At 41.7% G+C, this 19,796-nt stretch carries 23 protein-coding genes; 18 read left to right on the top strand and 5 right to left on the bottom strand.

What is annotated here, in order from left to right; genetic code table 11:
- Positions 1 to 26 precede the first annotated feature (26 nt).
- Entirely contained in the window at positions 27 to 779 is a 753-nt protein-coding gene (locus KFB94_04030) for a hypothetical protein (GenBank protein ID QVL46275.1), read from the top strand.
- A gap of 1 nt (position 780) precedes the next feature.
- Here the strand turns inward: KFB94_04030 and gcvH are convergent, their stop codons facing one another.
- Positions 781 to 1,158: a glycine cleavage system protein GcvH gene (gene gcvH, locus KFB94_04025; GenBank protein ID QVL46562.1), complete on the bottom strand. Its 378-nt coding sequence runs from the start codon at positions 1,156 to 1,158 to the stop codon at positions 781 to 783.
- Positions 1,159 to 1,379: 221 nt separating this feature from the next.
- Between gcvH and pbpG the strand changes: the two genes are divergently transcribed.
- Positions 1,380 to 2,432, top strand: coding sequence for a D-alanyl-D-alanine endopeptidase (pbpG, locus tag KFB94_04020; GenBank protein ID QVL46561.1), 1,053 nt, complete (start codon positions 1,380 to 1,382; stop codon positions 2,430 to 2,432).
- An 85-nt stretch (positions 2,433 to 2,517) separates the two neighbouring features.
- Here the strand turns inward: pbpG and topA are convergent, their stop codons facing one another.
- The 3 genes from topA to KFB94_04005 all read right to left on the bottom strand — a co-directional run bounded on the left by topA (position 2,518) and on the right by KFB94_04005 (position 6,862).
- Positions 2,518 to 5,079, bottom strand: a complete 2,562-nt coding sequence (gene topA, locus KFB94_04015) for a type I DNA topoisomerase (GenBank protein QVL46274.1) — start codon at positions 5,077 to 5,079, stop codon at positions 2,518 to 2,520.
- A 125-nt stretch (positions 5,080 to 5,204) separates the two neighbouring features.
- Positions 5,205 to 6,107, bottom strand: coding sequence for a tRNA 2-thiocytidine(32) synthetase TtcA (gene ttcA / locus KFB94_04010; protein QVL46273.1), 903 nt, complete (start codon positions 6,105 to 6,107; stop codon positions 5,205 to 5,207).
- Positions 6,104 to 6,862: a pteridine reductase gene (locus KFB94_04005; protein QVL46272.1), complete on the bottom strand. Its 759-nt coding sequence runs from the start codon at positions 6,860 to 6,862 to the stop codon at positions 6,104 to 6,106. The genes ttcA and KFB94_04005 overlap by 4 nt, the downstream gene beginning before the upstream one ends.
- A 34-nt stretch (positions 6,863 to 6,896) precedes the next feature.
- Here KFB94_04005 and KFB94_04000 point away from each other — a divergent pair, with 34 nt between their 5' ends.
- Both KFB94_04000 and trmB read left to right on the top strand, forming a co-directional pair.
- Positions 6,897 to 8,072, top strand: a complete 1,176-nt coding sequence (locus KFB94_04000; protein QVL46271.1) for an SAM-dependent methyltransferase — start codon at positions 6,897 to 6,899, stop codon at positions 8,070 to 8,072.
- Between the two features lie 13 nt (positions 8,073 to 8,085).
- On the top strand, positions 8,086 to 8,796 hold the full coding sequence (gene trmB, locus KFB94_03995; GenBank protein QVL46270.1) for a tRNA (guanosine(46)-N7)-methyltransferase TrmB: 711 nt from the start codon (positions 8,086 to 8,088) through the stop codon (positions 8,794 to 8,796).
- Here the strand turns inward: trmB and KFB94_03990 are convergent.
- Complete coding sequence (locus KFB94_03990; GenBank protein ID QVL46269.1) at positions 8,776 to 9,423, bottom strand: YihA family ribosome biogenesis GTP-binding protein; 648 nt, start codon at positions 9,421 to 9,423, stop codon at positions 8,776 to 8,778. The genes trmB and KFB94_03990 overlap by 21 nt on opposite strands.
- 112 nt (positions 9,424 to 9,535) lie before the next feature.
- On the opposite strand from KFB94_03990, the gene KFB94_03985 reads away from it, so the two are divergent.
- The 14 genes from KFB94_03985 to hisD all read left to right on the top strand — a co-directional run bounded on the left by KFB94_03985 (position 9,536) and on the right by hisD (position 19,791).
- Positions 9,536 to 10,150 (top strand): cytochrome c4, encoded by a 615-nt coding sequence (locus tag KFB94_03985; protein QVL46268.1) that lies wholly within the window; start codon positions 9,536 to 9,538, stop codon positions 10,148 to 10,150.
- 160 nt (positions 10,151 to 10,310) lie between these two features.
- Complete coding sequence (locus tag KFB94_03980) at positions 10,311 to 10,949, top strand: type II secretion system protein (protein QVL46267.1); 639 nt, start codon at positions 10,311 to 10,313, stop codon at positions 10,947 to 10,949.
- Between the two features lie 114 nt (positions 10,950 to 11,063).
- Positions 11,064 to 11,858: an ABC transporter ATP-binding protein gene (locus tag KFB94_03975; protein ID QVL46266.1), complete on the top strand. Its 795-nt coding sequence runs from the start codon at positions 11,064 to 11,066 to the stop codon at positions 11,856 to 11,858.
- Between the two features lie 28 nt (positions 11,859 to 11,886).
- On the top strand, positions 11,887 to 12,669 hold the full coding sequence (gene mlaE, locus KFB94_03970) for a lipid asymmetry maintenance ABC transporter permease subunit MlaE (GenBank protein ID QVL46560.1): 783 nt from the start codon (positions 11,887 to 11,889) through the stop codon (positions 12,667 to 12,669).
- Positions 12,670 to 12,688: 19 nt separating this feature from the next.
- Positions 12,689 to 13,219: an outer membrane lipid asymmetry maintenance protein MlaD gene (gene mlaD / locus KFB94_03965; GenBank protein QVL46265.1), complete on the top strand. Its 531-nt coding sequence runs from the start codon at positions 12,689 to 12,691 to the stop codon at positions 13,217 to 13,219.
- 42 nt (positions 13,220 to 13,261) lie between these two features.
- Positions 13,262 to 13,861 carry an ABC transporter substrate-binding protein gene (locus tag KFB94_03960; GenBank protein QVL46264.1) on the top strand — a complete coding sequence of 200 codons (600 nt, stop codon included), beginning with the start codon at positions 13,262 to 13,264 and terminating at the stop codon, positions 13,859 to 13,861.
- Positions 13,862 to 13,878: 17 nt separating this feature from the next.
- Complete coding sequence (locus KFB94_03955) at positions 13,879 to 14,160, top strand: STAS domain-containing protein (protein ID QVL46263.1); 282 nt, start codon at positions 13,879 to 13,881, stop codon at positions 14,158 to 14,160.
- Between the two features lie 114 nt (positions 14,161 to 14,274).
- On the top strand, positions 14,275 to 15,180 hold the full coding sequence (locus KFB94_03950; GenBank protein ID QVL46262.1) for an ABC transporter ATP-binding protein: 906 nt from the start codon (positions 14,275 to 14,277) through the stop codon (positions 15,178 to 15,180).
- Positions 15,177 to 15,953 (top strand): ABC transporter permease, encoded by a 777-nt coding sequence (locus KFB94_03945; protein QVL46261.1) that lies wholly within the window; start codon positions 15,177 to 15,179, stop codon positions 15,951 to 15,953. The genes KFB94_03950 and KFB94_03945 overlap by 4 nt, the downstream gene beginning before the upstream one ends.
- Positions 15,954 to 15,966: 13 nt before the next feature.
- Positions 15,967 to 16,218 carry a BolA/IbaG family iron-sulfur metabolism protein gene (locus tag KFB94_03940; protein QVL46260.1) on the top strand — a complete coding sequence of 84 codons (252 nt, stop codon included), beginning with the start codon at positions 15,967 to 15,969 and terminating at the stop codon, positions 16,216 to 16,218.
- Positions 16,219 to 16,230: 12 nt separating this feature from the next.
- Positions 16,231 to 16,542: a Grx4 family monothiol glutaredoxin gene (gene grxD / locus KFB94_03935; GenBank protein ID QVL46259.1), complete on the top strand. Its 312-nt coding sequence runs from the start codon at positions 16,231 to 16,233 to the stop codon at positions 16,540 to 16,542.
- Positions 16,543 to 17,808, top strand: coding sequence for a UDP-N-acetylglucosamine 1-carboxyvinyltransferase (gene murA, locus KFB94_03930; GenBank protein QVL46258.1), 1,266 nt, complete (start codon positions 16,543 to 16,545; stop codon positions 17,806 to 17,808).
- Between the two features lie 13 nt (positions 17,809 to 17,821).
- Positions 17,822 to 18,478, top strand: coding sequence for an ATP phosphoribosyltransferase (locus KFB94_03925; protein ID QVL46257.1), 657 nt, complete (start codon positions 17,822 to 17,824; stop codon positions 18,476 to 18,478).
- An 8-nt stretch (positions 18,479 to 18,486) separates the two neighbouring features.
- Positions 18,487 to 19,791: a histidinol dehydrogenase gene (gene hisD / locus KFB94_03920; GenBank protein ID QVL46256.1), complete on the top strand. Its 1,305-nt coding sequence runs from the start codon at positions 18,487 to 18,489 to the stop codon at positions 19,789 to 19,791.
- Positions 19,792 to 19,796: the final 5 nt, after the last annotated feature.

Below are 19,796 nucleotides of genomic sequence, written 5' to 3'. Positions count from 1 at the left end.
AATCTATTTGAATAGGTAGAGCAATTTTGGCAGAAGATAAAATACCAGTATTAACCGAGGTTTATAAACCAAAAGCGATTGTGAAATCAGCGTCAGAAGTAAGTGATGCGTCTGAAATGACTAGTGATTTTATTAGTAAAGTGACGGCAAAAATCAGGCCTAGACTAGAGTCTGAAATTACAGAGTTTGTGTTAGATAAGTTTAAAGCGGAAATTAAGAAAGCGCATATTGATGTGATTGCATCAACACAGAATTTTGTTGATAAAACAAAAGCTGATCTTAAAACAGAGCTGCCTAAAATGTATCAAGATAGCGTAAGGCTCGCACAGGTTGATACGGATGCGCTAAAGAAAGCAGCCTTGGATGACGTGCTTGGGCAAATACGCAATGAAATGATTGGTTTTCAAGAGACCATTGTTAGTGAGTATCAACAGCAAATCAATCAAACATTGGCGGCTATTGCTAAACAAGCAGAAGAAAGCGCATCGGAGCAAATTGGTATCATGCACAGCAGGGTAGGCACCATACAGCAGGAGGCTTTTGCCAAGCTCAGAGAAGAGTTCAGCGCAGAAAAAGCACTGATGCTCAAGGCTGCAAATGATGAACTTGAGGCAACCTTCTCAAATCAAATGACGAAACAGCAACAGGCTTTGCAAGCGAGTATTGAAGCAATCATTAATCAAAGCCTGCCTGATATAGAGAGTCGCTTGCATACGCAACTCACAACAGCGTTGCAACAATTGTTAGTAAAGGTTAAGTTTGTGCTGCCTGAACACTAGCTTAATCCAAGAGCTGGGCATAAGCCTCGGCCGTTAGTAAATCTTGTGTGTTATTCATGTTGCTAGGCGTGAACTTAAAAATCCAAGCTTGGTAAGCATTGTCGTTAATGGTTTCGGGCGTATTGATTAATACTTCATTAATCTCTGTTACAACCCCATTCATTGGGGCGTGTATGTCTGACCCTGTTTTAACCGACTCGACAAGACCGCAAGATTGCCCGGCTAGTAATGGATCGCCTACTTTTGGCAGTTCAAGAAAGACAATATCACCAAGTAAATCTTGAGCGTAGTCTGTGATACCAGCAAGCCAGTTGCCATCATCTGTTTTTTGAACCCATATGTGTTCTGCCGTGTACTGTAAAAAAGTGGGTAAATTCATCATTAATATTCAATTCACTATTGAGTTTGGAAAAAATATGCCGTTATTCTCTCATAAATAGTACATCCTAGGCAGGTGTCAAGATCACGGGATAGGCCAAACTTAAGTGACTTTTTATAAATCCAGAATAACTGATTGACGCATATCAGTTTTGTAGATAACATAAGTTTTCGTTTTGATGTAAATAAGGGTTAATCGTGAAGTTGTTTTCTAATAAATACATGTTATATGTTGTGTTGACTTCTCTGGTATCTCTGCCAATCGCTTTTTTGGTTCCGGATGCAAATGCGCAAGATAGCGCAGCTGTTTCAAGCCCTAAAAACAATATCAAAAAAATAAATGATCAACACAGCAACTCACGTAAAGAAAAGCTAAGGGAGCGTCAATTAGCTTTAGCTGAGCAACGTGCAAAAGACTTGGGTGATTATTACGATGGAAGCTCATTTCCACAGCTCGCTTCCGATAAGGCACTCGTTGTGAATCAACATACTGGCGAGGTGAAATATGCTAAAAATAGCCATGTCGTGAGTCCAATTGCCTCGATTACCAAACTGATGACGGCGATGGTTGTGTTGGATGCAAGACAATCGTTTGATGAAATAATTGATATCTCAGAACAAGATATAGACACAATTAAAGGAACGAGATCTCGTCTAGCGGTTGGCACTAGGTTAAGTCGTGCCGATATGTTTAGGTTAGCATTAATGTCGTCAGAAAATAGAGCTGCATTTGCTTTGGCGCGTCATTACCCTGGTGGGAAACATGCTTTTGTAAAAGCCATGAATGTAAAAGCGTTGTCACTAGGTCTGACACATTCAAATTTTGTTGAACCCACAGGTTTGATGTATCAAAATACATCAACAGCAGAAGATTTATATAAATTAGTTGCTGCTTCTTATCAATATCCAGAAATTCGACAAGCTACAACTACACCTTATTATCATCTTGCAATCGATGGGCGTGCAAATCCAGTAGAGTTTAAGAATACCAATAGCTTGGTTCGAGAGGGCGAGTGGGATATTGGATTGTCTAAAACGGGGTTTATTAACGAGGCTGGTCGGTGCTTAGTGATGCAAACTACAATGGATGGCGAGCCTGTCATTATGATATTGTTGAATGCAGGTGGAACAGATAAGCGCAATGGTGATGCTAACCGTATGCGTAAATGGATACAATATCATCATGCAAATCCTGTTGTCAGCAATACACACAGCGTTAAGCCATTGCACGCCAGCCCTAAACTCGTCATGAGCGGCGAGATTTATCAAAATTAAGTCATTCAATCGAGATGCATGATTTTTGCTCAGTGTTGATTTAAGTAATTGATAAAAAAGTAGCTTGCCCACTTTTTTATGGCAATCACTTTTCTGTCTTCTTAACAGCTACTTTACTTTTGACTATTTTCTTTGCCTCTGTTTTTTTCACAGTGGTTTTTTTCACTGTCGTTTTTTTGGGCACTTTTGCTTTACTTGGTGTTCCTTTTGCTTCTTTTTCTGCTAATAAGCCGATGGCTTCCTCAAATGTTAACTCTTCGGGAGCCACGCTTTTGGGCAAAGTAGCGCGTATTTTCTTATGCTGGACATAAGGGCCATAACGACCGTCAAACACCTCAACGCGCCCTTCACCAGAGGGGTGTTCACCCAAATCGGCAATGGGTGCTGGCCCTTGATTTACTTGTGCGATTAATGCAACCGCATCTGCTTGATTAATGGTAAACACACTTTGTGTTTTTGGTATCGATTTAAATTTGCCGTCGTGATTAACATAAGGCCCAAATCGACCGATATTCGCTACAATTTTTTTATTCGTTTCAGGATGTAAGCCAAGATCACGCGGTAATGAAAGTAACATATGAGCAACATCAAGATTCACATCCGCAATAGCAATTTCTTTTGGGATGCTGACACGTTTCGGTTTCTTTTTCTCACCTTCAAGCACTTCACCCAGTTGAATATAAGGGCCATATGGACCGTTCATCAAAAAGATATCTTGTTCAGTTTCTGTATCTTTTCCAATCACAACAGGGTCGGATCCAACTTCAGCCGCACCATTGGCACTACGTTTATAATCACATTTTGGTTCGTCGTTATAACCAGTGCAGCCAATAAAGGTGCCGTAGCGACTTAATTGTTTTTGTAGCTGTTTGCCACATTTTGGGCACATTTCATCAATTAGCTCATTCCCAGGACGATCAACATCGGCTTTACTAATCACTTGGTGGTTAAAGCCTTGCCAAAACTCATCCATTAGTGGCACCCATTCCTGTGTGCCTTCAGCTACGTTATCAAGTGCGTTTTCTAAATTGGCAGTAAAATCATAATCAACATATCGAGTAAAATGTTCAGTCAAAAACTTATTGACGACACGACCAACATCAGTGGGCGTAAAACGTTTTTTGTCCAAAACAACATATTCACGATCTTGTAATGTGCTAATAATGCTAGCATAAGTAGACGGACGGCCAATGCCGTACTCTTCTAGCGTTTTAACCAAGCTGGCTTCACCATAGCGCGGTGGAGGTTCAGTAAAGTGTTGATCGCCATAAATTTTATCAACGTCTAGTATTTCGCCAGTTTCCAAGCGTGGTAGTTTTGCTTCAGCGTCATCATCCTCTGTCGTATCGGTTCCTTCTTTATACACTGCTATAAAGCCTGGGAAGATTAGTGTTTGACCAGTAGCGCGAAATAGATTGGCTTCAGAGCCAACGCTTAAATCGACACTCACAGCATCAAAAACAGCGGCTGTCATTTGGCAAGCTAATGTGCGCTTCCAAATCATTTCATACAGTTTAAACTGTTCATCATTTAAGTATTGGCGAACAGACGTTGGTGTGCGCGAAATATCAGTAGGACGAACAGCCTCATGTGCTTCTTGTGCGTTTTTCGCTTTGGTTTTATAAACAATAGGCGTTTTAGGTAAGTAATCAGCATCAAAATTCTTTTTAACATGATCGCGGATTTGTGCAATTGCCTCATTAGCTAAACTTAATGAGTCCGTACGCATATAGGTAATTAAACCGACCGTGCCGCCTCCAACATCAATACCTTCATACAGCTGTTGCGCAATACGCATGGCGCGACTGGTAGTAAAGCCTAGTTTACGAACCGCTTCTTGTTGCAAAGTTGACGTGGTAAATGGAGGTGCAGGGCTGCGTTTACGTTGCTTTTTCTCAACGCGAGAAACCGTGGTTTTGCCTGCACTTGCCAGCAATAGTTTACCAACAATATCTGCTTGTTGATCGTGATTAATGACGGTAAATTGTTCAACTTTTTCGCCATTTAACTGAATGAGCTTTGCATTAAAACTGTGGTTGTGTTTTAACGCATCAAGATGAATGCTCCAATACTCTTGGCTTTTAAACGCTTCAATCTCTAATTCACGCTCTACAATTAAGCGTAAAGCGGGGCTTTGCACACGGCCTGCAGACAAACCACGTCGAATTTTTTTCCATAATAATGGCGATAAATTAAAGCCGACTAAGTAATCTAAAGCGCGTCTTGCTTGTTGTGCATTAACCAAATCCATTGCAATATCGCGAGGATGATCAATTGCATATTGCACGGCAGTTTTAGTGATTTGGTTAAACTCTACCCGTTTAATTAATTTGTTTTTTATTAGATTTTTTTCCGCTAAAATCTCTGCAATATGCCAAGAAATGGCTTCGCCTTCTCGGTCAGGATCGGTTGCAAGATAAATGCTATCCGCTGCCTTTACCGCTTTAGCAATGGCATCAACATGCTTTTTATTGCGTTCAATAATTTCATATTTCATGGCAAACTGGTTATCAGGATCAACAGCGCCATTTTTAGGAATCAGATCACGCACGTGGCCATAAGAAGCCAATACTTCAAAATCATTTCCAAGGTATTTCTTAAGTGTTTTGGCTTTTGACGGCGATTCAACAATGAGTAATTTAGACATTTATGTAAACTAAGATAAAGATATGATTGGATAAGTTGTTCAGATAATAGCAAGCAAAGTTGAATTTGCACAATCAAATACTAAATACAGCTGGCAAAAAACGTGAAATTAGGTTTAATTGTCGTCTAATTACGGGTGAATGCTATCTTTTTTCCGTCTATATGCGTTATATTCAAAGCCGCACTTTCAGTGGCAATATCACCAAATAAAGGATCATCATCATCTTTTTTGGCTTGGCTAAGGCTTTTAAAATCATATAAATCACTATCTGCCAAGTGCGATGGCTCAATATTCGTCATCGCCCGGAAAATATTATTGACCCGTCCAGGTTGCTCTCGTTCCCACGCTTGTAACATCTCTTTTATCTTTACGCGCTGTAAATTCTCTTGGCTACCACACAAATTACACGGAATAATCGGGAAATTCATTTGCCTTGCATAACTCGCAATATCTTTTTCGCTGCAGTATGCTAATGGACGAATCACAATATTCTGCTTATCATTCGTGGCCAACTTAGGCGGCATAGATTTCATCTTAGCGCCAAAAAACATATTCAAAAATAAAGTTTCTACCATGTCATCGCGGTGATGACCTAATGCAATTTTATTCGCACCTAGTTTTTTTGCAGTCGTGTAAATAATGCCGCGGCGCAAACGTGAGCAAAGCGAACAAGTTGTCTTGCCTTCTGGAATCTTCTCCTTCACCACAGAATACGTATCCGCTTCCACAATACGATAATCCACACCCAACTGCTCAAAATAGGCAGGCAAAATATGCTCAGGAAATCCTGGCTGCTTTTGGTCTAAGTTCATCGCAATCAACTTAAAGTGAATCGGCGCCCGCTCCTGCAAAGCCAGCAACATCATCAGCATGGTAAAACTATCTTTACCACCACTCATACACACCAATACCGTATCGCCATCTTCGACCATATTAAAGTCGCCAATCGCTTTGCCCGTCGCGCCAATTAATTGATTGCGTAAGCGAATGAAGTTACTAGAGGGGTTTTCGGGTAAGTGTTTGATCATAAATTTAAAGAGCGTCCGCCATCAACAGCAAGCACATGCCCGGTAATAAACGGGGCATCTGCCACAAGAAATTTAACTGCTTTGGCAATATCAGTTGGATCGCCTATGCGTTTTAGTAGGGTTTGAGAAATCACACGTTGACGATAGACTTCGTCAAATTGTGGGTTGTTTTCTGGCCACAGCACTGGGCCTGGGGCAACGGCATTTACGCGCACCTCTGGGCTGAGTTCTTGTGCAAGCGATTTGGTTAGTGTGACTAATCCCGCCTTAGCAACACTGTAAACCACATAGCCTTTTTTAGGATTTTCAATATGCATATCGGTAATGTTAACAATGCAGCCGTGCGCTTTTTGCAGATGTTTGGCGGCGGCTTGTGCAAGGAAAGTAGGCGCTTTTAAATTACTGCCAATTAAATCATGCCAGTTTTCTTCATTGATATTGCCAATTTCTGTTGGGCGATAGGTGGAAGCGTTATTAATTAAAATATCTAATTGACCAAAGCGAGTCATTGTTTCTTTGACCAAACTATTTGCAACTGCAGCATTGAGTAAATCGGCTTGAATAATGCTGACGCTATCAGGGCGTTGCAAATTTAATTCTGCTTGCAATGCTTTAGCAGCCTGTTTTGAGGTGTTGTAATGGATCATCAACTGTGCACCATTTGCATGTAGTTCACGGCAAATTGCGGCGCCAACACGTTTTGCACCACCGGTGATAAGGACAACTTTATTCTGTAAATTTGTAATCAATTGCATACTCGTTTTCTAGTGAAAAATATTATAATGGCTTATGTTCGCTTTACCTACTCCGTCAGCAGAATCGCACTACTATAGCCAACAGTTGTGCGAATTAGTTCAGAAAAAAATAATAGCATCAGGTGGTTGGATTAATTTTGCCGACTTTATGCAGATGGCTTTATATACGCCGGCACTTGGTTACTATAGCGGAGAGTTACCAAAATTTTGCAACGCTAGCAATGGCGGTGGCGATTTTGTTACAGCGCCGCAATTAACGCCTTTGTTTGCCCAATCTTTAGCAAAGCAAGTCGCACAAGTGCTTTCACTGACGCAGGGCGATGTGCTAGAACTGGGCGCTGGCACGGGAGAGCTTGCCGCTGATTTATTGTTGGCTTTAGCCCATTTGGAGCAGTTGCCAAATCAGTACGCTATTTTAGAGGTAAGCAGCCACTTGCGTTCCATTCAGCAAGAAAATCTAAAACAAAAATTACCTATCGCATTATTTGAGAAAGTGATTTGGCTGGATACATTGCCCACCAACTTTGTAGGCATGATATTGGGTAATGAAGTGCTCGATGCAATTCCCGTGCATTTGTTGGTAAAAAAAGAGGGCAAGCTATTTGAGCGAGGAGTTGGTTTTGATCATGATTTTAAATGGCAAGATTATCCATTGCAAAATAATGCACTCAGTAAACAGCTTGAAGCAGTTCAGCTGCCAGATGATTATGTAACAGAGGTTTGCCCGGCGGCGAGCGGTTTAATTCGCAGCCTTGCGAGCGCGTTGCAAACAGGCGTTATTTTGATGATTGATTATGGGTTTTCGGCCTCTGAATATTATCACCCGCAGCGCAATGAAGGCACGCTCATGTGCCATTATCAACATTATGCGCATAGCAACCCCTTCATAAACTTAGGGTTGCAAGATATAACCGCACACGTTAATTTTACTGCAATTGCAGCCGCTGGTCTGGCCCAAGGATTAAACTTGCATGGCTATTGTAATCAAGCGCAGTTTTTAATCAATTGTGGTATTTTAGATTTGCTTAGTTTGATTTCGCCTGAGCACATAGAAACTTATATGCCAATGTCGACGGCTGTGCAAAAATTACTATCGCCAGCAGAAATGGGCGACTTGTTCAAAGTGATTTCATTCACTAAAAATCTGGCAGAAAATGACGATCTGCTCCTGCTTGGTTTTGTCAGTGGCGATAAGTCTCACACACTCTAGTATAATCTCGACCATGACAAAACCGATAGCGCAGTTAGATAACACCCTTGATAATACCCATCGACCTATTCGCAGCTTTGTGTTGCGTCAAGGTCGACTCACCAAAGGCCAAGAGCGCGCTTTGGAAACAGGCTGGCCGCTATACGGTGTTGAATATCAGCACAATAAACTTGATTTAAGCCAAACATTTGGTCGTGCGCAATCTAAAAAGATGTTGGAAATTGGCTTTGGCATGGGCGATGCCACTGCAAAAATTGCACAAACTTTACCCGACCATGATTTTTTAGCAGTAGAAGTGCATACGCCAGGCATTGGTGGATTGTTAAAACTTATGCAAGAAGGCAACATCGACAATATTCGTATCATTCAACATGACGCGGTAGAGGTATTGCAAAACATGTTAGCTGACCAAAGTTTGGATGGCGTACATATTTTCTTCCCCGACCCTTGGCATAAAAAACGGCATCATAAACGCCGATTAATCCAGGCGGACTTTATAAAGCTACTGTGTAGTAAATTGAAAGTAGGTGCTTACATTCATGTAGCAACCGATTGGCAAGAATATGCAGAATGGGTATTAGAAGTGTTGCGCGCAGAACCTATGCTCAATAATACTGCGCAAGAATATGCAGAAAAGCCCAGTTATCGACCACTCACTAAGTTTGAAAACCGTGGCATCAAGCTCGGTCATGGGGTGTGGGATTTAGTTTTCAACCGAGTCTGATGCAATTGCCTCTGATTGCTCGGGAAATAACCAGCCCCCAATCATTTTTTCTGTCTCATCAACGCCAATTTTCTTAGAGCTAGAAAATAGTTGTACTGTGAGATTATCTCCCCACGTTTCATTTAATTCTTTTCTCACTTTTAATAAAGTTTGCTTTGCTTCGTTGCGGGATAGCTTGTCTGATTTGGTGAGTAATACATGTACCGGCTTTCCGCTATGACAAAACCAATCTAACATCTGTCTATCTAAAGGCGTTAGTGGGTGACGGCTATCCATCACCAGCACTAATCCAAATAAGCTGGTGCGGTCGGTCAGATAACTCGATAAAACGCCTTGCCAATGTTTGCGTACACTTTCAGGTACTTTTGCATAACCGTAACCTGGCAAGTCGACTAAGAACTTATCATCACCTTTTTCGGGGTTTAAGCAAAAAAAGTTAATTAATTGCGTTCGACCTGGTTGCTTACTCACATAAGCCAGGCGATTGTGATTGGCTAAGGTATTGAGTGCACTAGATTTTCCTGCGTTTGAACGGCCTGCAAAGGCAATTTCAATACCGTTTGGGGGTGGTAAATCACTGAGTTGATGGGCTGAAATATAAAAAGCTGCGTTTTGAAAGAGTGACATGGTGAAATTTAATTTCTAATTAGCACATCGTGCCTAAGGTTCAAATGCTATCACGAACGGGTTAACTTTGATAAAATAAGAACCTTAAATTATTTAAATATCTGGAGCATGTATGCGTATCAGGGGCTTATCCTTATTCATTTCATTTTTAATGGCTTCTTTGATTGTAAGTGCTGAAGAAGCGCCAGCAGAAAGTGTAAGTGCTGTTGAACAAACAGCAAAAACAGTTTGCGCTGCTTGCCATGGGGCTGATGGCAATAGCGCGATTACATTAAACCCAAAATTAGCAGGTCAGCACTCAGGCTATTTAGCTAAGCAGCTGTATGACTTTAAAGCAGGCAGACGGGCGAATGCAGTGATGGCTGGCATGGTGGCCAACTTATCAGACCAAGATATGCTCGGATTAGCGCATTTTTATGCAGGCCAAACGCCTAAGCTTAGCAAAGCTAAGTCAAATGGCGCGGGCTCTTTAGGTGAGAAAATATACCGAGGTGGTATTGTGGCAACCAATGTACCGGCTTGCGCTGCGTGTCATGGTGCTAATGGTGAAGGATTGCCAAAACGCTTTCCACGCTTATCTGGTCAGCATGCTGATTACACGGCGCAACAGCTTAAAATATTCCGTACTGGAGAGCGTGCTAATGCACCTATGATGCAAGCGATTGCGGCAAAAATGACGGATGCTGAAATGCAAGCTGTTGCTGACTATATTGAAGGTTTACGATAGTAGATTGCTTAAGTTTGCATTAATCAAGTTTTTGTAATCAATTTCATTTCATGGAAGGGGAGGATAAAAAAACAGCGAATTAATAAATAAATATTAACAAAACTAAGCGCTCAATAATAAATATTAGGCAGTATTAAAAATAATAAAAAAAGGATGCTATATGAATAAGAATAAAGGGTTTACGCTAGTTGAACTGGCGATTGTGTTAGTGATTATTGGTTTGTTGCTGGGATTTGTCCTCAACGGTCAGCCGCTGATAGAGAGTGCCAAAGTGAAAAAGATGCTACGAGATTTTCAAAATGTGCAGCTGTACATGCATGGTTACCAAGATAGATTTAAAGTGCTACCCGGTGATGATCATGCAGCAGATGTTCACGTCGGCGGTATGAATGCTACAAATGGTAGCCGCAATGGTTTGCTTGAAGGTGCCTGGGATACCGTCAGTAATGATGATGAGACATGTGTTTTTTGGCAGCATGTCCGTCTTGCCGGATTATCAGCGGGAACGGCGGTGGTTAATTGTGAAGCTAACAACCAATACCAGCCTAGAAATGCTGATGGTGGGTTGATTGGTGTGCAGAGTGTTGGTAGCTTTACCGAAATCACTGGGATGCGAGGCGCATACGTGGTTTGTTCTGATGCTGTCTTGGGCAGATTGGCGGCCCAAATTGATGCAACGCTTGATGATGGCATCGGTAATAGTGGCTCAGTTAGAATGCGTGTCCAAGGCGATAATGCGACTGAAGGTGTTGCCACACCAATTGACGCAGTAGCATATGTGGTTTGTATGTCGTTTTGATTAAAATTAGTTAAGTAGTGCGTGCGTTTTTCTACCCTTTCGTTTTCATTTGCATTCAATATGAATTAGAATGCAAGTCATTCTAAAAGATCAAATTGAAACAAATTATATTCAATGACCCAAAATATTGTAGAAATTGATAATCTATCGTTTGGATACAAAAATCGCACGCTGCACAAGGGCATCTCCATGTCATTTCCGCGCGGAAAAGTCGTGGCTATTATGGGCGGTAGTGGTAGCGGTAAAACAACATTGTTGCGGTTAATCGGTGGCCAAGTTAAACCATCTGCAGGTGAGGTTAGAGTTGCTGGGCAGGTGGTGCACAAGCAAAACAGAGAAGGTATTTACCAATTACGTCGCAAGATGGGCATGTTATTTCAGCAGGGTGCTTTATTTACTGATCTCTCTGTTTATGAGAATGTGGCTTTCCCGATGCGAGAACTCACAGATTTGTCAGAGAGCATGATTCATGATTTGGTGCTGATGAAATTGCATGCGGTTGGCCTGCGAGGCGCGCATGGTTTAATGCCAACTGAGCTGTCAGGTGGTATGGCTCGCAGAGTTGCGCTCGCTAGAGCTATTGCACTTGATCCGGATATTATGATGTACGATGAGCCATTTGCTGGTTTAGATCCCATTTCAATGGCTGTTATTTGTGACCTCATTCGCACATTAAATGATGCACTAGGGACTACTTCTATTGTTGTGACGCACGATGTGGAAGAGACTTTCTCATTTGCTGATTATATCTATTTTGTAGCCGATGGGGTGGTAGCAGCAGAAGGCACGCCAGATGATTTACGTCAATCTAGCTTGCCTTTTATTCATCAATTTGTTCATGGAGAAAAAGATGGGCCTGTCCCTTTTCATTATCCATCGGCCGATTACAAGCAAGATTTATTAGGTTAACTAAAGCATGATACGTTCTAAGGTTCTTATCGGTCTAGTCCGCTTTTTTCGTCATTTAGGTCGCGATTTTATCGGCAATATTTGGAGGTTAGGCGCTGGTGCTCGTTTATTTGGTTTAACGCTTATCTCTTCAGGCGAAAGTTTTCGGCGGTTTCGTTTGGTCATACGTGAAGTTTATTTCACTGGCGTCATGTCTTTAGTGATTATCTCAGTGTCAGCCTTTTTTGTGGGTATGGTCTTGGCTTTGCAAGGGTACAATACCTTGCAAAAATATGGATCATCGGAGGCAATTGGTGTGTTAGTTGCGCTAGCGCTGGTGCGTGAGTTAGGTCCAGTTGTGACTGCATTATTGTTTGCAGGTAGAGCAGGTACCGCTATAACAGCTGAAATTGGGCTGATGAAAGCAACTGAACAGTTATCAGCGATGGAAATGATGGCGATTAGTCCTATTGCGCGTGTAATAGCACCAAGGTTTTGGGCAGGCGTAATTGCTTTGCCCATATTGGCTGCACTTTTCTCAATGATAGGCATCTTGGGTGGTTATTTAGTGGCTGTACCATTAATTGGCGTTGATGCGGGTGCGTTTTGGTCGCAGATGCAAGCGAATGTCGATTGGCGCTTTGATATTCTTAATGGGGTTATCAAAAGTATAGTTTTTGGTATTGCATGTACGATGATTGCCCTTTTTGAGGGGTATGATGCCCCGCCTACGGCTGAGGGGGTTAGTCGCGCAACAACAAGGACAGTAGTGACATCGTCATTAGTTGTATTGGCACTGGATTTTGTATTAACTTCGTTTATGATTGTGTAAGAATAAGGGTGGAACCAGTATGGAAAGAACAACGATAGATTTATGGGTGGGTATATTTGTCGCATTAGGTGTTGCTGCATTGTTTGGTTTGGCGATGAAAGTGGGCAATTTAACCACTAGTCACATTGGCGAAACCTATATGATAGAGGCTGCGTTTGAGAATATTGGTGGATTAAAGCCTCGCGCTCCAGTAAAAAGTGCTGGTGTAGTGGTGGGGCGTGTTGACGATATCCGCTTTGATACAACAACTTATGAGGCGATTGTTCGTTTAAATGTCGATAAGAGTTATCGCTTTCCGACAGATACTTTTGCAAATATTTATACGGCCGGTTTATTAGGTGAACAGTATATTGGTTTGGAAGCGGGGGGTGATGAAGAGGTGTTGAAAAATGGCGATAAGATTGCTCATACGCAGGATGCCGTGGTGCTAGAGAAAATGATTAGTCAGTTTTTGTACAATAAAGCATCAGAATCCGAGCCGATAAAATCAGAATCAACTAATTTAGATAGTGGTGCGTTAACAGATGTTATGGAAGATTTGGTTCATTAATTGAATCACCTTCCGTTTATTTACAGATAATAGGATATGAATATGTTGAAAAACTTTTTTGTTGCATTAAGTTTAGTTTGTTTTAGCTTTACTGCTTTGGCAGCTGAGGCGCCAGACGCCTTGGTCAAACGTACTGCTGAAGACGTACTGGCTATCATTAAAGCTGATAGTGATATTCAAGCGGGAAATCAAGCTAAAATCTTCGCTCTAGCAGAAGAAAAAATCTTACCAAACTTTAATTTTGAACGTGTTTCTCGATTAGTATTAGGTAAAAATTGGACAAGAGCAACGCCTGAACAAAGAACAGCTTTTCAGAAAGAATTTCGTACCTTACTTTTGCGTACGTACGCGACTGCATTATCTAAATATCAAGATCAAAAAATTGAATTTTTACCTTTGCGTATGTTGGAGGACGCTAAAACGGCATCTGTAAAAACGAAAATTATACAAAATGGCGGTCAACCAATACAAGTTGACTACTCGTTGGCGCAAGAAAATAATACTTGGAAAGTATACGATATTGTTATTGAAGGTGTGAGTTTAGTGACAAATTATCGTGGTCAATTCTCCCAAGAAGTGCGTCAGAAAGGCTTGGATAGTTTAATTAAAAAGTTAGCAAGTAAAAATGCTGATGAAGCTTAATTGCCTTTTTAAAAATCATGACTGCAATTATTGATAAAGCAAGTCGCTGGGAGGTTTCAGGCGATATCGGGATGGACAATGCGAATAGCTTGTTAGTATCAAGTAAAGCGCTGGTATTAGCGGATAATGCAGAGGTTGATTTTAGCCAAGTTGGCGAAGTAGACACTTCTGCGGTAAGCTTGATGCTGGAATGGCAACGAAGAGCTGCAAGAGAGAAAAAGAAAATTACATTTGTGAATTTGCCTAAAAATCTCACTAGTTTAATGGATTTATATGGTGTAACAGGCTTAATGACTTAATCGTACTAATATTCATATAAAGCTTGGTTTTATCAATCTTGACCCCATCTAATCACGGTGGGGTTTAGTTTTATCAGTAATGTATAGTGGTGTCATGTTTTTGAGAAAGGTATCTTGACGGTTCCAGCAATAAAAATTGAGCATGTTCAGAAAAATTTTGGCGTTTTGCAGGCCCTGAAAGGGCTTGATTTGACTGTGCATCAAGGTGAATTTTTTGGTTTGCTTGGACCGAATGGTGCAGGTAAATCGACGCTCATTAATATTCTTGCTGGTTTATTAAGACCTAGTGCTGGCCGTGCTGCCATTATGGGGCATGATGTTGTCAGTGATTATCAGGCCGCGCGACAAGCCTTGGGTGTTGTACCACAAGAGTTGGTGTTCGATCCTTTTTTTAATGTGCGCGAAATGTTACGTTTCCAAGCAGGCTATTTTGGTCGCGGCAAAGAGAATGATGCTTGGGTTGATGAGATTATTGAATCTCTTGGTTTGAGCGATAAGGCATACACCAATATGCGCAAACTTTCTGGCGGCATGAAGCGCCGAGCGTTAATTGCGCAAGCTTTGGCGCATAGGCCACCGGTGATTGTGTTGGATGAGCCTACTGCAGGTGTTGATGTTGAGCTTAGGCAGCTAATGTGGGCGTTTGTCAAAAAACTCAATAGTGAAGGTCATACCATTATTCTCACTACACATTATCTGGAAGAGGCTCAGGAATTATGTTCACGAGTAGCAATGATGAAGCAAGGTGAAATTGTTGCTTTAGATACTACGGCCAACTTGTTGAGTAAATTTGCCACCAAAAACTTGTGTATTAAATTGAAATCCGGCACGTTGCCAGCAAGTTTGCGGCCATTGCTTAAATATAGTGAAGGACAAACATTTACCCTGGCATTGACTGAGTTAAATCAAGTTGAATTTGCATTAACTGAACTGCGTAAAATCAATGCAGAAATTGATGATATGCAATTAATCGAGGCCGATTTAGAGGATGTATTCTTATCCTTAGTGGGTGGAAAATGAGTTTAATCAATCAACAAACAAGAGGTATTTATACTCTTTTTAAAAAGGAAGTATTGCGTTTTTGGCGTGTCGCTTTCCAAACCATTGCCTCTCCTGTCATTACTGCTTTACTGTATTTGCTTATTTTTTCCCACGTATTGGAAGGTAAAGTGCAGGTGTATGGTGAAGTCCCTTACACCGCATTTTTAATACCCGGTCTAATAATGATGTCGCTATTACAAAACGCCTTTGCTAATAGTTCTTCTAGTCTGGTGCAGTCAAAGGTGATGGGCAATCTTGTTTTTATATTATTAACGCCATTGACTTATTCGCAATTCTACCTAGCCTTTCTTGCGGCCTCTATTTTGCGCGGTTTGGTTGTTGGTTTCAGTATTTATTTAGTGGCGCTTTGCTTTGTTGATTTGCCAATAGTGCATGTTGGCTGGGTGGTGACGTTTGCATTTGTAGGCAGTGCTTTGCTAGGCACGTTTGGTATCATTGCTGGTATATGGGCAGATCGATTTGATCAAATGGCGGCATTTCAAAATTTTGTCATTATGCCCCTCACCTTTTTATCAGGCGTATTTTACTCCATACATTCATTGCCGCCAGTTTGGCAAATGATCTCCAAATTTAATCCATTCTTTTATATGATTGATGGTTTTCGATATGGCTTTTTTGGTAAAGGCGATATTTCTCCTTGGGTAAGCTTTATTGTTGTTTTGACCTTTTTAGCGGTATTAGTCGTGTTGACACTAAAAATGTTAAAATCAGGTTATAAATTACGAGGCTAGTAGAAAGGTAAATGTGTTAAGTGCAGCGCAATTAGAAAGTTATATTACCGCCAATTTAGCGTGTGATTATATTAAAGTATTGGGAGATGATGGAACACACTTTGAGGCGGTGATCGTGAGTCCTGCCTTTGAAGGAAAAAGCATGATACAGCAGCATCAGTTGGTTTATGCAGCGCTAGGCGAACGTATGCGTGCAGAAATACATGCACTCTCAATGCGAACATTAACCCCTGAAAAGTGGGCTGAGATAAACAGTAATAATTAATTAGGAAATATGATGGATATTCAAGCAAAAATCAAAGAAACAGTGGCAACTAACCCAGTAGTGCTTTACATGAAAGGTAGCCCAAAATTTCCACAATGTGGTTTTTCAAATTTGGCAACACAAATTTTAGATGCTTGTGAGGCGCAATATTTGGCAATTGACGTATTGCAAGATCAAGGTGTGCGTGAAGGAATTAAAGTCTATGCTAATTGGCCAACAATTCCACAATTGTATATTGGTGGAGAGTTTGTAGGCGGATCAGATATTATCAAAGCGATGTACGAAAGTGGCGAGTTGCAAACACTATTAGCCGGTGTTAAATAATTGGATAAACTCATTATTCAAGGCGGCGTGCCGCTGAATGGAGAGGTGAAAATCTCTGGCGCTAAAAATGCAGCATTGCCTATTTTGTGTGCATCTTTGCTGGCTGAAACTCCGCTGGAATTAAGCAGTGTTGCAGCATTGAAGGATATTGATACCACACTAAAATTGCTTGATATGATGGGCGTTAAGGTAACGCGCAATGCTGATAAAGTAACATTAGATGCAACTGAAGTGACCTCTTTTGAGGCGACTTACGAGATGGTTAAGACCATGCGTGCCTCAATTTTGGTGTTGGGCCCCCTTTTGGCACGGTTTGGAAGCGCGCGCGTCTCCTTGCCTGGTGGATGTGCGATTGGTTCACGTCCTGTTGATTTGCATATTAAGGGATTGCAAGCAATGGGTGCCGCGATTCATATCACCCACGGCTATATTCAGGCCAGCTCATTACATCTACCAAATCGCCGTTTGCAAGGCGCACGATATTATATGGATTTAGTGACGGTTACAGGTACAGAAAATTTGATGATGGCCGCTGCATTAGCCTCGGGGACAACCATTTTAGAGAATGCTGCCAAAGAGCCGGAAGTGGTTGATTTGGCGATTTGCTTGAACAAAATGGGCGCTAAAATCAAAGGTGCTGGTACAGATGTGATTACCATTGAAGGTGTAGAGAAGCTAAGTGGCGCCTTACACAATATTATATGCGATAGAATTGAAGCGGGTACTTATCTCGTGGCGGCAGCAATGACGGGTGGTAAAGTGAAGCTCAATAATGTGCAAGCTGATTTATTGGATGCAGTCATTGATAAATTAAGGGAAGCAGGGGCTGATGTGACTGTGGCAGGTGACAGCATTACAGTTAAAAGTAATGGCAAGCTAAAGGCTGTTAATGTCAGAACCGCACCGCACCCCGCTTTCCCAACTGATATGCAAGCTCAATTTATGGCCATGAACGCGATAGCTGAAGGCGTGTCAAAAGTTACTGAAACGATTTTTGAGAACCGTTTTATGCATGTGCAAGAGTTGCAGCGCTTAGGAGCTGATATCAGTATTGATGGTAATACTGCTTTAGTTCAAGGCGTATCACATTTAGACGGCGCCACCGTGATGGCAACCGATTTGCGTGCTTCAGCTAGTTTGGTATTGGCTGGTTTGGTCGCAAGAGGTGAGACAGTCATTGAACGTATTTATCACTTAGATCGTGGTTATGAGTTCTTGGAAGATAAGCTCACCGCATTAGGCGCTAAGATTAAAAGAGCGCATTAATGAGAGAAAACATATGATTACGATAGCTTTATCTAAAGGCAGAATATTTGATGAGACTGCACCATTGTTGGCAGCGGCAGGTATTCACTCTACCGAAGAGCCTGGAGCTTCAAGAAAGCTGATTTTAGGAACGAATCGACAAGACGTGCGTCTGATTGTTGTGCGTGCATCGGACGTACCAACCTATGTGCAATATGGTGCAGCTGACATAGGCATTGCGGGCAAGGATGTGCTGGACGAGCATGGTGGTGATGGTTTATATCAACCCTTAGATTTGCAAATTGCACAGTGTAAAATGATGGTTGCTGTACGAAAAGGTTTTGATTATGAAGCCGTTATTCGTCAAGGTGCACGATTAAAAGTAGTCACAAAATATGTTAAAACTGCGCGGGAGCATTTTGCAGAAAAAGGTATGCATGTGGATCTAATCAAATTGTATGGTTCAATGGAGTTGGGTCCTTTAGTTGGACTGGCAGACGCGATTGTCGATTTGGTGAGCACTGGGAGTACACTCAAAGCCAATAATTTAGAGGCGGTTGAGCATGTAGGAGATGTCAGCTCACGTTTAATCGTCAATCAAGCTTCTTTAAAATTAAAGCGTTCTTTATTGCAGCCAATATTGGATGATTTTACGCGTGCTGTCACGGGAAACAAAGTAACAAATAACTAGGCTTAACTATGAACATTCGACGTTTATCAACAAAAGATCAGGATTTTGATGCGGTGCTAAAAGCACTATTGGCTTTTGAAACAGCGCAGGACGACAAGATTGATACCGTAGTGGCTGATATACTGAAAGACGTTAAATTACGTGGCGATGCCGCAGTGCTTGCCTATACTAATCGTTTTGATGGTACCAATGCGAATTCGTTAGTCGAGCTTGAAATTAGTAAGCCAGAGTTAGCGACGGCGTTGGCTCTTTTGCCTAATGCGCAACGTGAAGCATTGCAAGTTGCGGCAGATCGTGTGCGCAATTACCATGAAAAACAAGTCATGCAGTCATGGAGCTATACTGAAGAAGACGGTACTTTGCTCGGTCAGCAGGTAACGGCTTTGGATCGTGTAGGATTGTATGTGCCAGGCGGGAAAGCGGCTTATCCGTCCAGTGTATTGATGAACGCTATTCCTGCTAAAGTGGCTGGTGTCCAAGAGCTGATAATGGTTGTGCCAACACCCAATGGTGAAAAAAATGCATTAGTGTTAGCTGCTGCCGCGATTGCTGGCGTTGATCGCGTATTTTGCATAGGCGGTGCACAGGCTATTGGTGCATTGGCTTATGGCACAGAAACAGTGCCGCAAGTTGATAAAGTGACAGGTCCTGGTAACGCCTATGTAGCTGCTGCTAAACGTCGAGTTTTTGGTGTGGTTGGCATTGATATGGTGGCAGGACCATCAGAAATTCTGGTGATTTGTGATGGTAAAACAAACCCAGATTGGATTGCGATGGATTTGTTTAGTCAAGCCGAACATGATGAGTTGGCCCAATCTATTTTGCTATCACCAGATGCAGACTTCTTGGATAAAGTAGAAGAGAGCATGCAAAAGTTACTGCAAAAAATGCCACGTAAAGACATCATTAGTACTTCTATCACTGATAGAGGCGCATTGATATTAGTCGAAAGTTTAGATGAAGCGATTGAAATCAGTAACTATATAGCGCCAGAACATTTAGAGTTATCGGTAGGAAATCCTTTGGAAGTCAGTAAAAAAATTAAACATGCAGGTGCTATTTTTATGGGTCGTGATACTTGTGAGGCCTTGGGCGATTATTGCGCAGGCCCTAACCATGTATTACCCACTTCGAGAACGGCACGGTTTAGCTCACCACTAGGCGTCTATGACTTTCAGAAACGCTCAAGTTTGATTATGGTTTCCAGTGAAGGCGCACAAAAACTAGGTAAAATTGCATCAACATTAGCCCATGGCGAAAGCTTGCAAGCACATGCAAGGTCTGCTGAATATAGGCTCAAGGGTGAAGGCTAGAAGAA

This window comes from Methylophilaceae bacterium (assembly GCA_018398995.1).
In the GTDB taxonomy this organism is placed as follows: Bacteria; Pseudomonadota; Gammaproteobacteria; order Burkholderiales; family Methylophilaceae.
This window is presented reverse-complemented; position numbering and strand designations above follow the sequence as displayed.